The following is an 11,399-nucleotide window of genomic DNA, read 5'->3' as shown; positions in this document are numbered from 1 at the left end:
GTTCCTCGGAGCGGGCCGGGCCGGTCGGCTGTCCGGCCCCTGCCGGGGACCGGGTTCGGTGGTGCCATGGAGGTGGGCGGACGGCCGGGCCGACTCGTCGGCCTCCCGCCCGCCCCGCCCCAGCCGCTCCACCCCGCCCGCTCCACGCCCGAGGAGTACGCCGATGCCCGACCACACCCGCACCCACTTGCTCGCGGCCATCGAACTCGCGGCCTCCGCCCGCGCCCACGGCAACCACCCCTTCGGCGCACTGCTGACCGACGCGTCCGGCGGCGTCCTGCTCACGGCCGAGAACACCGTGCTGACCGACCACGACGTCACCGCCCACGCGGAGACCAACCTGGTCCGGGCCGCCTGCCGCGCCCTCGCCCCGCACCAGCTCACCGAGACCGTCCTGTACACCAGCACCGAGCCGTGCGCGATGTGCGCCGGCGCGATCTACTGGAGCGGCATCCGGCGGGTGGTCTACGCGCTCGCCGCCACCGAACTGAACGCCATCGCGGGAGCGGACCCGGACGAACCGGTGCTCGACCTGCCCTGCCGCCTGGTCTTCGCGGCCGGCGGCAACACCGTGGAGGCCTCCGGCCCGCACCTGTTCGACGAGGCCTCCGCCGTCCACACGGGGTACTGGGGCTGACCGGCCACGCCGTACGCGGCCTGGCGGGGCGGGGCGGGGCGTGGGGCACCGTGGGTACATACGGAGCGTGACGCCGGGCGGTCCGCGTGCCCGGCGGACCGGCAGGAGGCCGCGATGACCACGAGGGAACCCCTACCGACGGAGACCGGGGCCTGGGTGGTGGACCGCCCCGGGCCGGTCGGCGGGCCGGGACCGGGCCCGCTGGTGTGGGAGCGCCGACCGCTCGACCCGCCCGGGCCGCAGGAGATCCTGGTCGAGGTGGAGGCCTGCGGGGTGTGCCGCACCGACCTCCACCTCGCGGAGGGGGACCTCTCCCCCAGGACGGCGAGGCGCACGCCCGGGCACGAGGTGGTCGGGCACGTGCTGGCGGCCGGGTCCGAGGTCGAGGAGTTCACCGTCGGGGACCGGGCCGGGGTGGCCTGGCTGGCCCGGACCTGCGGCGGCTGCGGGTACTGCCGCAGCGGGCGCGAGAACCTCTGCCCCGACTCCCGGTACACCGGCTGGGACCGGCACGGCGGCTACGCCGGGCACGTCACCGCGGACGCCCGCTACGCCTACCGGCTGCCCGAGGGCCCGCCCGCCGAGGAACTCGCCCCGCTGCTGTGCGCCGGGATCATCGGCTACCGGGCCCTGGAACGGGCCGAACTGCCGACGGGCGGGCTGCTCGGCATCTACGGCTTCGGCGCGTCCGCGCACCTGACCGCCCAGATCGCCCTCGCCCGGGGCGCCCGGGTGGCCGTGTTCACCCGCTCCGAGGCGGCCCGACGGCTGGCACTGGAACTCGGCGCCGCCTTCGCCGGCGACTCCTACGACCCGCCCCCGCAGCCGCTGGACGCGGCCGTCCTCTTCGCCCCGGTCGGCGGCCTCGTACCCGCCGCCCTCACCGCGCTGGACCGCGGCGGCACGCTCGCCGTGGCCGGCATCCACCTCACCGACATCCCGTCGCTGAACTACCAGCGGCACCTCTTCCAGGAGCGCACGCTGCGCAGCGTCACCGCCAACACCCGGGCCGACGGCCTGGCCTTCCTGGCGGAGGCGGCCCGCGCCCGCCCGGTGGTCCACGTCAGCCGCTACCCCCTGCGCCGGGCGGACGCGGCGCTCGCCGACCTCGCCGCGGACCGGGTGACGGGCGTCGCGGTGCTCGTACCCGAGTAGCGCGCCACCCGGAGCGGCACGGCGGTGACCCGCCCCTTCGGAGTGACAGGAGGGGCCGTTTGACTGCGCTCGGTGGCCGACCGGTTGCATCATGTGCGCATGGTGAACTTCCCTGACGATGTCCCCGGTTACCTCTCCATCAGGATGGCCGCCCCCACCGAGCCCGTGGCGGGGATGGCGGACGTCGAGGCGTGGACGGCCCGCGACAGCTATCCGCAGATCCTGTCGGCCGGGAGCAGGGCCTTCGGCGTCGCCCGTGAACTGCCCACGGGCGGCTGGGCCCTGCGCACTTCGATGGCCGAGGTCTACCCGCAGTCGGCCCGCGACGACCTGGGCATGGTCTGCCGCGAGCAGGCCGGCCGGGCGGAGCGGGCCGGCGACACCGCGGCGCAGCAGCGCTACCTGGCCGCGGCCGGGCGGCTGGAGTGGGAGAAGCTCGACGAGGTCGAACTGGACGTCCGCTACCGCGTGGTGCGGGCCGAACGGTACATCCGCAGCGGTCCGGACGGCCCGGAGCCGCCGCGCTCCACCGACCCCGACGACCACCGCAAGCGCCCGCTCGCCGAAGCCCTGGACCCGGCCGCCGGCTTCGTCATGGACCCCGCCCTGCCGACCGGGCTCTCCACCGGCATCCTCAAGACCGACCTCATCCAACTGGTGCCCACCGCACGCGACTTCCCGCCCGAGGTCCGCCGGGACGCGCTGCGTTCCAGCACCACCCACCCGGGTGTGGTGCTGCTGCCGGCCGCGTTCGGCGTCGCGGAACGGGTCGACGGCCGGTGGCGTCCGGTCGGCGTCATGGACGCCCCCACCCCCTTCCGCGCCCGGGACATCCTGTCGATGCGGCTGCGCGTGACCGAGCCGGTCGAACGCCGGCTGAGCGACCGGCAACGGGCCCGCTACGCCGAGGCGGCGGACCGGCTCGAAGCCGAGCAGGGCTTCGAACTCACCGTCGAGGACCGGCTCCTGCGGATCATCCGGGTGGAGCGCGCCGTCCGCTTCGGCCCGGACGGACCCGAGGGGCCCCGCCCTTCCGACCACGACCCCGAGGACCCGATCCTGGTGATGGACCAGAAGCTGCGAGCGCAGGGCATCGTCCCCGACGAGGACGATGACGAGCCGATCGTCCTCGACGAGTCCGCGCGGGAGTTCCAGCGCCTCTTCGAGGCCGAGATGGCCCGGCGCGGCACCCCGCTCCCGCGCTTCGAGGACGACGGGGCGTAGGGGCGGGCCCACCCCGTCGAACACCCCTCCACCACCGTGGTCCGTGACGGGTGACCGGCACCGGCCCCGCTCGTTGCACACCGGGGGGTCATCCCAACCGCTCGGGGTGACCAAGGAGCCGGAGGTGCGCGCAGCATGGGGTTGGCCGAGGGTTCACAGGACGGTTCGCACGAGGACGCGGTGAGCGGGCGGACCCGACGCCAGTTCCTCACCCGCGCCGCCGCGTTGGGCGGGGCGCTGGCGGTCGGTCCCGCTGCGGGCGCCGCCGCGCTCCCGCGTGGCGCGGGCACCGCCGCCCGCGGCGGCTCCGGCTCCGGCTCCGGGCGGACCGTGGCGGTCCTCGGCGGCGGGGTGTCCGGGCTGAGCGCGGCGCACGAACTGGCCGAGCGCGGCTACCGGGTGACGGTGTACGAGTACTACGCCGCGCTCGGCGGCAAGGCCCGGAGCATGGACGTGCCGGGCGGCGCGCGCGGTGGACGCCGAGCGCTGCCGGGCGAGCACGGCTTCCGGTTCTTCCCCGGCTTCTACCGCAACCTGCCGGACACCCTGCGCCGCATCCCCTACCCGGGCAACCCCGGCGGCGTCCACGACAACCTGCGCGACGCCACCCAGGCGCTGCTGGCCTTCGACGCCCCGCGCCCGGGCCTGCTGCTCCCGTTCCGGACCCTCACCCGCCGCCCGCTCGACCTGGGCGACCTCGCCCCGGACGCCCTGCGGCGGACCCTGACCGGCGCGCTGGACGAGGTGCTGCACCTGCCCGCCGACGAGCTGGCCTACTTCGTGGACCGGGTCCTGGTCCACCTGACCAGCTGCGACCTGCGCCGCGAGCAGCAGTGGGAACTGGTGCCGTGGTGGGACTTCATCAGGGCCGGGCGGATGTCCCACGACTACCAGCGCCTCCTCGGGGTCGGCGTGTCCCGGGACCTGGTGGCGACCCGGGCCGAGCAGGCCAGCACCCGTACGGTGGCCCGCACCATCATCGAGGCCTTCCTGCTGAACGGCCTGCTCGGGCGCGGCGTCGACGGACAGCTCGACCGGGTGCTCAACGGCCCCACCAGTGAGGCCTGGATCGACCCGTGGGCGGCCCACCTCTCCGCACTGGGCGTCGAGTTCCGGACCGGCACCGAGGTCCGGGAGGTCCTGTACGACGAGGGCCGGATCACCGGGGTCCTGGTGGCGCCGGCCGGCGGCGGCGCCCCGGAGACGGTGCGGGCCGACTACTACCTCAGCGCGCTGCCGGTCGAGCACGCCCGCACCACCTGGGGTCCGCGCCTGCGCGCCGCCGATCCCCAACTGGCGCGCTGCGACGCGATCGGCACCGACTGGATGACGGGCATCCAGTTCTACCTGCGCCGCCCGCTGCGGCTGGTACACGGCCACGCCATCTGCCTGGACTCCCCCTGGTCGCTCACCACGGTCAACCAGGCGCAGTTCTGGGACCGCGACTTCGCGGCCGCCTACGGCGACGGCACGGTGCGCGACTGCCTCTCGGTCTGCGTCTCGGAGTGGGACCGTCCCGGCATCCTCTACGGCAGGACGGCCAAGGAGTGCACCCGCGAGGAGGTGGCCCGCGAGGTCTGGGCGCAGTGCCGGCGGGCCCTCGACCGGCCGGGCGCCGGTTGGCCGGCGGACGCGGACGTGCACTCGTGGTTCCTCGACCCGGCCGTCACCGGCCTGGGCGGGCCGGCCCCGGCCAACCGCGAGCAACTCCTGGTCCACCCCGCTGGCACGCTCTACCACCGGCCCTCCGCCGCCACCGCCGTCGGCAACTTCTTCCTGGCCGGCGACTACGTCCGCACCGACGTCGACCTGGCCACCATGGAGGGCGCCAACGAGTCCGCGCGCCGCGCCGTCAACGCCCTCCTGGACGCCGACGGTTCGCCCGCCGAACGCTGCCGGATCCAGCTGCTCTTCCGTCCCCCGGAGCTGGAGCCCCTCAAGCTGGTCGACGAGGCCCGCTACCGCCTCGGCCTGCCGAACACCTTCGACCTCGGCTGACCCGGCCCGCCCAGGAGGGCCGGGAGGGCCGGGAGTACATCACATCCGGCGTGGTCAGGCGCAGTCGGACGGGCTGTCACGGCCGGTCGTTCAACGGCCGGTCGTTCACCGGTCGGTCGTTCACCGGTCGGCCGTGATCGCCGCCCTGGCCTGGTCGGCGCCGACCACCTCGCCGTCGAGGCCGGACTGGTGCAGGTCCCCGCCGGGGGCCTCGATGCGTCCGGCGTCGGCCAGGCCGCCGGCCTTCACCGGGTCGAATCCGGCCGTGCGGATCAGCCGCTCGGCGGCCGCCGCGGCGTGCTCGTCGTCGGTGGCGTAGAGCAGCGCGGCCCGCTGCGGGGTGCGGTTCGCGCTCGCGGCGAGCGCCTCGGCGGCGAGGGTGCCGAACGCCTTGACGTAGTGGGCGCCCCCGGGCAGGAGCGCGGCGACGACGGATCCGGCCGACTGCCCGTCGGGCAGGGACCGCACCATCCGGCCCTGGCCGTCGAAGGCGATCGGGTTCGACGGGTCGACCACGACCTTGCCCACGAGCAGCGGCGAAACCTGCGGGATCAGCTCCTTGATGGTGTCGAGCCAGACGGCGAACACGACGGTGTCGGCCTCGGCGGCGGCGTCCCGGACGGTGGCGGTGTGCGCGAGCGGTCCGAGCTCGTCCGCCAGCTCCTGGGCCCGCGACGCGCTCTTCCCCGTCAGGACGACGTGCTCTCCTCCGGCGACCAGGTGCCGGGCGACCGCGCCGCCGATGTTGCCCACGCCCACGATTGCGGTGGTCATGTTCCTCAGCCTTCCTCTCCGCGAATGTAGGGGTCAGATGTTCCTCGGATGCCCCCGAGGTTGTCGGGCAGTAGCCCGAATGCCTGAGACGCCACCCGGTCGAGGGTGGTGGGGTTCCCGGCGGCGACGCGGGTCCGGTGGCTCCTACGCGCGGCCGCTGTGCGGCCAGCCCTGGGCGTCGAACACGGCGGTGGGGTCGAGGTAGTCGCGCCAGTGCGCCACCTTGCGGTCCTTGACGGTCACGACGGAGACGAAGCGGTTGTCGTAGGGCCGCCCGGTGTGGACCGAGGTGCCGTGGACCTCGTACTCCAGGACGACCACCGAGGTCTCGGGGTCGCGGTGGACGCGGAGGTTGTCCGCGCCGTGCAGCGTCACGTAGTCGCCGTAGTCGCTGTACAGGTCGACGATCGCCTGGCGTCCCTCGACGCGCCTGGGGTATCCCGGCACGGTGATCACGAACTCGAAGACCACGTCCTCGGCCAACAGGTCGTAGTAGTCCTCCCCGTCGACCAGGCCGTCCAGCCCCTCCTTGACGATGCGGAAGAACGGGCTGTTCGCCCCGACCAGAGGGGTGTCGTCGTCGACGGTCCTGCTCACTTCTCCTCCAGGGCCCACGTACGGGCGTGGCGCTCGGCGAATTCGCGGACGGTCGTGGCCGGCCCGCCGGTGACCTTCTCGGTGTCGCCGGGGAGCCGGCGCAGCACCAGAGCGTAGTCGGCGGGGATACCGGCGGCGACCGCGCCGTCGACCACGTCTCCTGGTCGGTGTCCTCGTGGCGGACGGGGCGCGGTTGAGGAGCCCGGCCTCCGGTGCTCTGATTCAGGTGTCGCACCCGTCCGGAGGGAGTCACCGTGTCGTCCCACGATCCGATCCCGCCCCAGGAGGCCGCGGACCGGCTGGCCATCCGGGAGCTCGTCGACGCCTACGCGCACTGCGCCGACCGCCGTGACGCCGAGGGGCAGATGGCCCTGTTCACGGAGGACGCCCGCTTCCTGGTCTTCATGGACGCCACCGCGGCCGAGCCGACCCAGGAACTGCGCGGCCGCGACGCCCTGGCCCCGGTCTTCGACAACCTGAACACCTACCGGGCCACCACCCACTTCAACGGGCAGAGCACCGTGGTCCTGGACGGCGACCGGGCGAGCGGTGAGAGCTACTGCCTGGCCCACCACCTCTCCTACGGCACGGACGCCGAGCGGTCGATCATGATCGCCTCGATCCGCTACCTGGACCGGTTCGTCAAGCGCGACGGGGAGTGGTTCTTCGCCGAACGACGGCTGATGGTGGACTGGACCGAGACCCGCCCCAGCACCCCCTGAAGCAGGCAGTCCGGGGCGCGGCGGGCCTCGTCCCGTCAGGCGAGGAATCCGCCGTCGACGGCGAGGTGGCTGCCGTTGACGTAGGCGGCGTCGTCCGACAGCAGGAACGCGATGGCGGTGGCGATCTCGCGCCCGGTGCCGACCCGGCCCATGGGGATGCCCGTCTCAGCGACCCGCCTGGTGCCCTCGGGGTTGGCCCGGGTCATCTCGGTGTCGATGACGCCGGGTTGGAGTTCGTTGACGCGCACCCCCTGGCCGCCGAACTGGATCGCGGCGGTGCGGGTCAGGCCGCGGATACCGTGCTTGGCGCTGGAGTACTCGGCGGTGGGGCCGCCGCGGTCGGCGAACACGCTGGAGACGTTGACGATGGCGCCGCCGCCCGAGGCGAGGATCGCCGGGATCTCGTACTTGATGCCGTAGAAGAGGCTGTTGAGGTCGATGTCGACGGTGCGCCGCCACTGCTCGGGGGTCATGTCGGGCAGCGGGGTGAAGTCGCCGGAGACCCCGGCGTTGTTGACGGCGTAGTGCAGCGCGCCGAACGCCTCGACCGTACGGGCGACCGCCCGCTCGTTGTCCTCGGGGCGGCTGACGTCGCCGGGGACGGCGAGGGCCCGCCCGCCCGCGGCGGTGATCTCGGCGACCACCTCGGCGAGCCGGTGCTCGCGGCGGCCGACGACGGTGACGGCGGCGCCGCGCCGCGCCAGCAGGATCGCGGTGGCGCGGCCCATGCCCGAGCCGGCGCCGGTGACCAGTGCGGCCTTGCCGTGGAACGGTCGCATGTCCGGGTTCTCCCTTCGGGACCTTGGGACTTCGGGACTTCGCGGCGGGCGTCTCAGCCGCCGGCCGGCAGGTCGACGGGGTAGGCGGCGCCGGTGTCGGCGGACGCGGAGACGGCCTGCCAGGCGGTGGCCTCGGCGAGCTGGCCGCGGGAGTAGTCCAGCGCCATGTCCGCGGCGCCGGCGCCCAGGAGCAGGTGGGTGGGCAGCCGGTCGGCGTGGACGATCCGGACGAGGATCTGCGCCGCGCGGTCGGGGTCGCCCACGGCCGCCCCGCCGCCGCGCAGGAGGTCGGCGAGGGCGCCGACGGTGGCGCGGTAGTCGGCGGGTACGTCGTCGACCTCCATCGAGGCCCCGGCCCAGTCGGTGGCGAACCCGCCGGGCTCGACGACGAGGTAGCGGATGCCCAGCGGCGCGGTCTCGGCCGCCAGGACGCGGGTGAAGCCGTCCACGGCGAACTTCGCCGCCTGGTAGGAGCCGAGCCCCGGGGTGGCGCCGACGCGCCCGCCGACGGAGGAGAACTGGATCACGATGCCGCCGCCCTGTTCCTTCAGCAGCGGGATCGCGGCCTTGGAGACGTGGTAGACGCCCCAGAAGTTGGTGTCGAACTGGCGGCGGAAGTCCTCCTCGTCGGCGGTCTCGACCGGGGCGAGGTTGGCGTACCCGGCGTTGTTGACCACGACGTCGACGGAGCCGAAGGCCGTACGGGCTGCGGCGAAGGCGGCCTGGACCGCGTCCGGGTCGGTGACGTCCAGGGCGACGGGCAGGACGCGGTCGCCGTGGCGGGCGACCAGGTCGTCGAGTTGCTCGGGCTTGCGGGCGGTGGCGACGACCCGGTCACCGGCCGCCAGGGCGGCCGAGGCCAGGGAGCGGCCGAAGCCGCGCGAGGAGCCGGTGATGAACCAGGTGCGGGTGTCGGTGTGGGTGCTCATGGATTTAGTGAAACACCGTTGCGCTAATAACGCAACGCCGGATCGTTATTACCGCAACCACGTTTCGCTAGACTCGACGGCGTGACCGACTCCGACTTCCAGCGCGCCCGCACCCCCGAGGCCAAGCGCGCCCGCGAGGACGCGATCCTCGCCGCCGCCGCACGCCTGGCCGCCGCCAACGGCGTCCGCGAGGTGACCGTGACCGCCATCGCCGACGAGGTCGGCATGCACAAGTCCGCGATGCTGCGCTACTTCGAGACGCGGGAGGACATCTTCCTGCGGCTCGCCGCCGAGGCCTGGCAGGACTGGTCGGCCGAGGTCCGCGACCGCCTCGCCGCCCTCACCCCGTGCGAGACCGCCTCGGACCCCGAATGGGCCCACGGAGCCCACTCGATCGCGGGCGTCCTGGCGCAGTCGCTGGCGACCCGCCCGCTCTTCTGCGACCTGCTCGCGCACACCCCGTTGAACCTGGAGCGCAACGTCTCCCTCGACACGGTCCGCGCGTTCAAGGTCCGCGCCATCGCCGAGGTGGACGCGGTCGGCGCGGCCCTCGGCCCCATCGCCCCGCTCGGCGCCGACCAGGCCCGCAGCGTCGTCACCACCGCCACCTCGATGGCCGGCGCCCTGTGGCAGATGGCCGCCCCCGGCACCCGCCTGCGCGCCTTCTACGAGACCGACCCCGAGCTCTCCCACTCCGTCGTCGACGTCGAGCCCCGCCTCACCGACATCCTGGCCGCCCTGCTCACCGGCTACGCCGTCGCCGCCACCCGGCACGCGGGCGACGGATGGCCCCACGACACGCCCTGACCCCCGCGCCGCTCCACCCCGGCCTCCGCTCCACCCCGGCCTCCGCTCCACCCCGGCCTCCACCGCGGCCCGACTTCGCACCGGTGCACGGAGCGACCGGGAAGCAGGTGCCTGTCCGTAATGAACGATTGTGTTCCCTATGCCCCGGGGATACCGTCGGTAGTGGTGAACGAATCCGTCCCCTTCCCGTCGTTCACCCCCGAACCCTTTGGGGGACCGCCATGGCCACCTCGCGCGCCCTGGCCGAGGCTTCGCCCGCGACCGCACGTCGGGGCCAGCACCCGGGGATTGCACTCACCGTCATCGCGGCGACACAGCTGATGGTCGTCCTGGACATCACGATCGTGAACATCGCGCTGCCGCACATCCAGCAGGCGCTGAAGTTCAGCACCACCGACCTGTCCTGGGTCATCAACGCCTACACCCTGACCTTCGGCGGGCTGCTGCTGCTCGGCGGACGGGCGGGCGACATCCTCGGGCGGCGGCGGGTGTTCGTCGTCGGCGTGCTGGTGTTCAGCCTGGCCTCGCTGCTCGGCGGCGTCGCGCAGTCCTCCGCCTGGCTGCTGGCGGCGCGGGCCCTGCAGGGCGTGGGCGGGGCCATCGCCTCGCCCACGGCGCTGGCGCTGATCGCCACCAACTTCAAGGAGGGCCAGGAACGCAACCGGGCCTTCGGGGTCTACTCCGCCGTCGCCGGGGCCGGTGGCGCGATCGGACTGCTGCTCGGCGGCATGCTCACCTCCTGGCTGTCCTGGCGCTGGGTGCTCTTCGTCAATGTGCCGATCGGCATCGCGATCGCGCTGCTGGCGCCGCTCTACATCAACGAGTCCGAGCGCCACCCCGGCCGCTTCGACCTGCCCGGCGCCCTCACCGCCACCGCGGGCATGGTCTCCCTGGTCTACGGCTTCATCCGCGCCTCCGACCACGGCTGGACGGACCCGGTGACGCTCACCGCCTTCGGCCTCGCCGTGGTCCTGGTCGCGGTGTTCGTGGCGAACGAGCGACGCGCACGCCAGCCGATCATGCCCCTGCGCCTCCTACGGGACCGCAACCGCTCGGGCGCGTACGGACTGCTGCTCTGCGTGGCCGCGACGATGTTCAGCATCTTCTTCTTCATCACCCTGTTCGTCCAGGAGATCCTCGGCTTCAGCCCGCTGCGGGCCGGCTTCGCGTTCCTGCCGATCAGCGTGGCCATCGTCGGCGCCGCCCAGTTCGCCGCCCGCAACCAGCTGCGCTTCGGCCCCAAGCCCTTCCTCGTCGCCGGCTCGCTCCTGGTGCTGGGCGGGGTCGCCTGGGCGACGCAGATCGACATCGACAGCAGCTACGTCGGCGGCATCCTCGGACCGACCATGATGTTCGGCTTCGGCATGGGCTCGATCTTCGTCCCCGCCACCCTCACCGTCGTCTCCCACGTCGCCCCGCACGAGACCGGCGCCGCCACCGGCATGCTCAACACCACCCAGCAGGTCGGCGGCTCGCTCGGCCTGTCGATCCTGGTCACGGTGTACGGCACGGCCAGCCGCGCCGAGGCCCGGCAGCAGGCCGGGGCCTTCCTCCGGCAGGCCACCCCGCAGCAGGCCGCCCAGTTCCGGGCCACCGGCCGGCTCCCGGAGCCCTACTCCTCGCAGGTGCTGGTGCACGGTATCGCCAGCGCCTTCCAGCTGGGCCTGGTGTTCGCCGCGCTGGCGGTGGCGATCGCGGTGTTCGTCATCAAGGTCAGCCGGGTGCCGGTGCCGCCGGCCGTCAGCCCTTCGGGGGGAGGTGCTTGACAGGGCGTCAG

12 protein-coding genes are annotated in these 11,399 nt (G+C 73.8%); 7 read left to right on the top strand and 5 right to left on the bottom strand.

All coding sequences use genetic code 11. The annotated features are described in order from the left end of the window. Positions 1-163 precede the first annotated feature (163 nt). The 4 genes from ACFY4B_RS31385 (at position 164) to ACFY4B_RS31370 (ending at position 5,014) form a co-directional block, all read left to right on the top strand. Positions 164-637: a nucleoside deaminase gene (locus tag ACFY4B_RS31385; RefSeq protein ID WP_049650233.1), complete on the top strand. Its 474-nt coding sequence runs from the start codon at positions 164-166 to the stop codon at positions 635-637. Positions 638-751: 114 nt separating this feature from the next. Next, a complete protein-coding gene (locus ACFY4B_RS31380; protein WP_387973679.1) occupies positions 752-1,792 on the top strand; it encodes a zinc-binding alcohol dehydrogenase family protein in 1,041 nt (346 codons plus the stop codon). Between the two features lie 99 nt (positions 1,793-1,891). Then, a complete protein-coding gene (locus tag ACFY4B_RS31375) occupies positions 1,892-3,016 on the top strand; it encodes a DUF5954 family protein (protein WP_387973676.1) in 1,125 nt (374 codons plus the stop codon). 135 nt (positions 3,017-3,151) lie between these two features. Beyond that, positions 3,152-5,014 carry an FAD-dependent oxidoreductase gene (locus ACFY4B_RS31370; RefSeq protein ID WP_387973672.1) on the top strand — a complete coding sequence of 621 codons (1,863 nt, stop codon included), beginning with the start codon at positions 3,152-3,154 and terminating at the stop codon, positions 5,012-5,014. A gap of 120 nt (positions 5,015-5,134) precedes the next feature. Here the strand turns inward: ACFY4B_RS31370 and ACFY4B_RS31365 are convergent, their stop codons facing one another. The 3 genes from ACFY4B_RS31365 to ACFY4B_RS31355 form a co-directional block, all read right to left on the bottom strand. Further along, positions 5,135-5,797: an NADPH-dependent F420 reductase gene (locus ACFY4B_RS31365; RefSeq protein WP_387973793.1), complete on the bottom strand. Its 663-nt coding sequence runs from the start codon at positions 5,795-5,797 to the stop codon at positions 5,135-5,137. 135 nt (positions 5,798-5,932) lie between these two features. Next, positions 5,933-6,385 (bottom strand): nuclear transport factor 2 family protein, encoded by a 453-nt coding sequence (locus ACFY4B_RS31360; RefSeq protein ID WP_387973669.1) that lies wholly within the window; start codon positions 6,383-6,385, stop codon positions 5,933-5,935. Then, complete coding sequence (locus ACFY4B_RS31355) at positions 6,382-6,540, bottom strand: hypothetical protein (protein WP_387973666.1); 159 nt, start codon at positions 6,538-6,540, stop codon at positions 6,382-6,384. Before ACFY4B_RS31355 ends, ACFY4B_RS31360 begins: the two co-directional genes overlap by 4 nt. Positions 6,541-6,639: 99 nt before the next feature. On the opposite strand from ACFY4B_RS31355, the gene ACFY4B_RS31350 reads away from it, so the two are divergent. Beyond that, complete coding sequence (locus ACFY4B_RS31350) at positions 6,640-7,107, top strand: nuclear transport factor 2 family protein (RefSeq protein ID WP_387973663.1); 468 nt, start codon at positions 6,640-6,642, stop codon at positions 7,105-7,107. Positions 7,108-7,142: 35 nt separating this feature from the next. On the opposite strand, the gene ACFY4B_RS31345 is transcribed toward ACFY4B_RS31350, so the two are convergent. Together ACFY4B_RS31345 and ACFY4B_RS31340 are read right to left on the bottom strand one after the other, a co-directional pair. Further along, a complete protein-coding gene (locus tag ACFY4B_RS31345; RefSeq protein WP_387973660.1) occupies positions 7,143-7,886 on the bottom strand; it encodes an SDR family NAD(P)-dependent oxidoreductase in 744 nt (247 codons plus the stop codon). A 53-nt stretch (positions 7,887-7,939) separates the two neighbouring features. Beyond that, entirely contained in the window at positions 7,940-8,815 is an 876-nt protein-coding gene (locus tag ACFY4B_RS31340; protein WP_387973657.1) for an SDR family NAD(P)-dependent oxidoreductase, read from the bottom strand. 81 nt (positions 8,816-8,896) lie between these two features. Between ACFY4B_RS31340 and ACFY4B_RS31335 the strand changes: the two genes are divergently transcribed. Both ACFY4B_RS31335 and ACFY4B_RS31330 read left to right on the top strand, forming a co-directional pair. Continuing rightward, on the top strand, positions 8,897-9,622 hold the full coding sequence (locus ACFY4B_RS31335) for a TetR/AcrR family transcriptional regulator (RefSeq protein WP_387973654.1): 726 nt from the start codon (positions 8,897-8,899) through the stop codon (positions 9,620-9,622). A gap of 221 nt (positions 9,623-9,843) precedes the next feature. Next, on the top strand, positions 9,844-11,388 hold the full coding sequence (locus tag ACFY4B_RS31330) for an MFS transporter (RefSeq protein ID WP_387973651.1): 1,545 nt from the start codon (positions 9,844-9,846) through the stop codon (positions 11,386-11,388). The last annotated feature ends 11 nt before the right edge of the window (positions 11,389-11,399 follow it).

It is taken from the genome of Kitasatospora sp. NPDC001261 (genome assembly GCF_042896795.1).
In the GTDB taxonomy this organism is placed as follows: Bacteria; Actinomycetota; Actinomycetes; order Streptomycetales; family Streptomycetaceae; genus Kitasatospora.
This window is presented reverse-complemented; position numbering and strand designations above follow the sequence as displayed.

What these genes read in the sequence shown, in the direction of transcription:
- ACFY4B_RS31370 (WP_387973672.1), top strand. Translation starts at nt 3,152, where the DNA reads ATGGGGTTGGCCGAGGGTTCACAGGACGGTTCGCACGAGGACGCGGTG.
- ACFY4B_RS31340 (WP_387973657.1), bottom strand. Translation starts at nt 8,815, where the DNA reads ATGAGCACCCACACCGACACCCGCACCTGGTTCATCACCGGCTCCTCG.
- ACFY4B_RS31345 (WP_387973660.1), bottom strand. Translation starts at nt 7,886, where the DNA reads ATGCGACCGTTCCACGGCAAGGCCGCACTGGTCACCGGCGCCGGCTCG.
- ACFY4B_RS31385 (WP_049650233.1), top strand. Translation starts at nt 164, where the DNA reads ATGCCCGACCACACCCGCACCCACTTGCTCGCGGCCATCGAACTCGCG.
- ACFY4B_RS31375 (WP_387973676.1), top strand. Translation starts at nt 1,892, where the DNA reads ATGGTGAACTTCCCTGACGATGTCCCCGGTTACCTCTCCATCAGGATG.
- ACFY4B_RS31330 (WP_387973651.1), top strand. Translation starts at nt 9,844, where the DNA reads ATGGCCACCTCGCGCGCCCTGGCCGAGGCTTCGCCCGCGACCGCACGT.
- ACFY4B_RS31380 (WP_387973679.1), top strand. Translation starts at nt 752, where the DNA reads ATGACCACGAGGGAACCCCTACCGACGGAGACCGGGGCCTGGGTGGTG.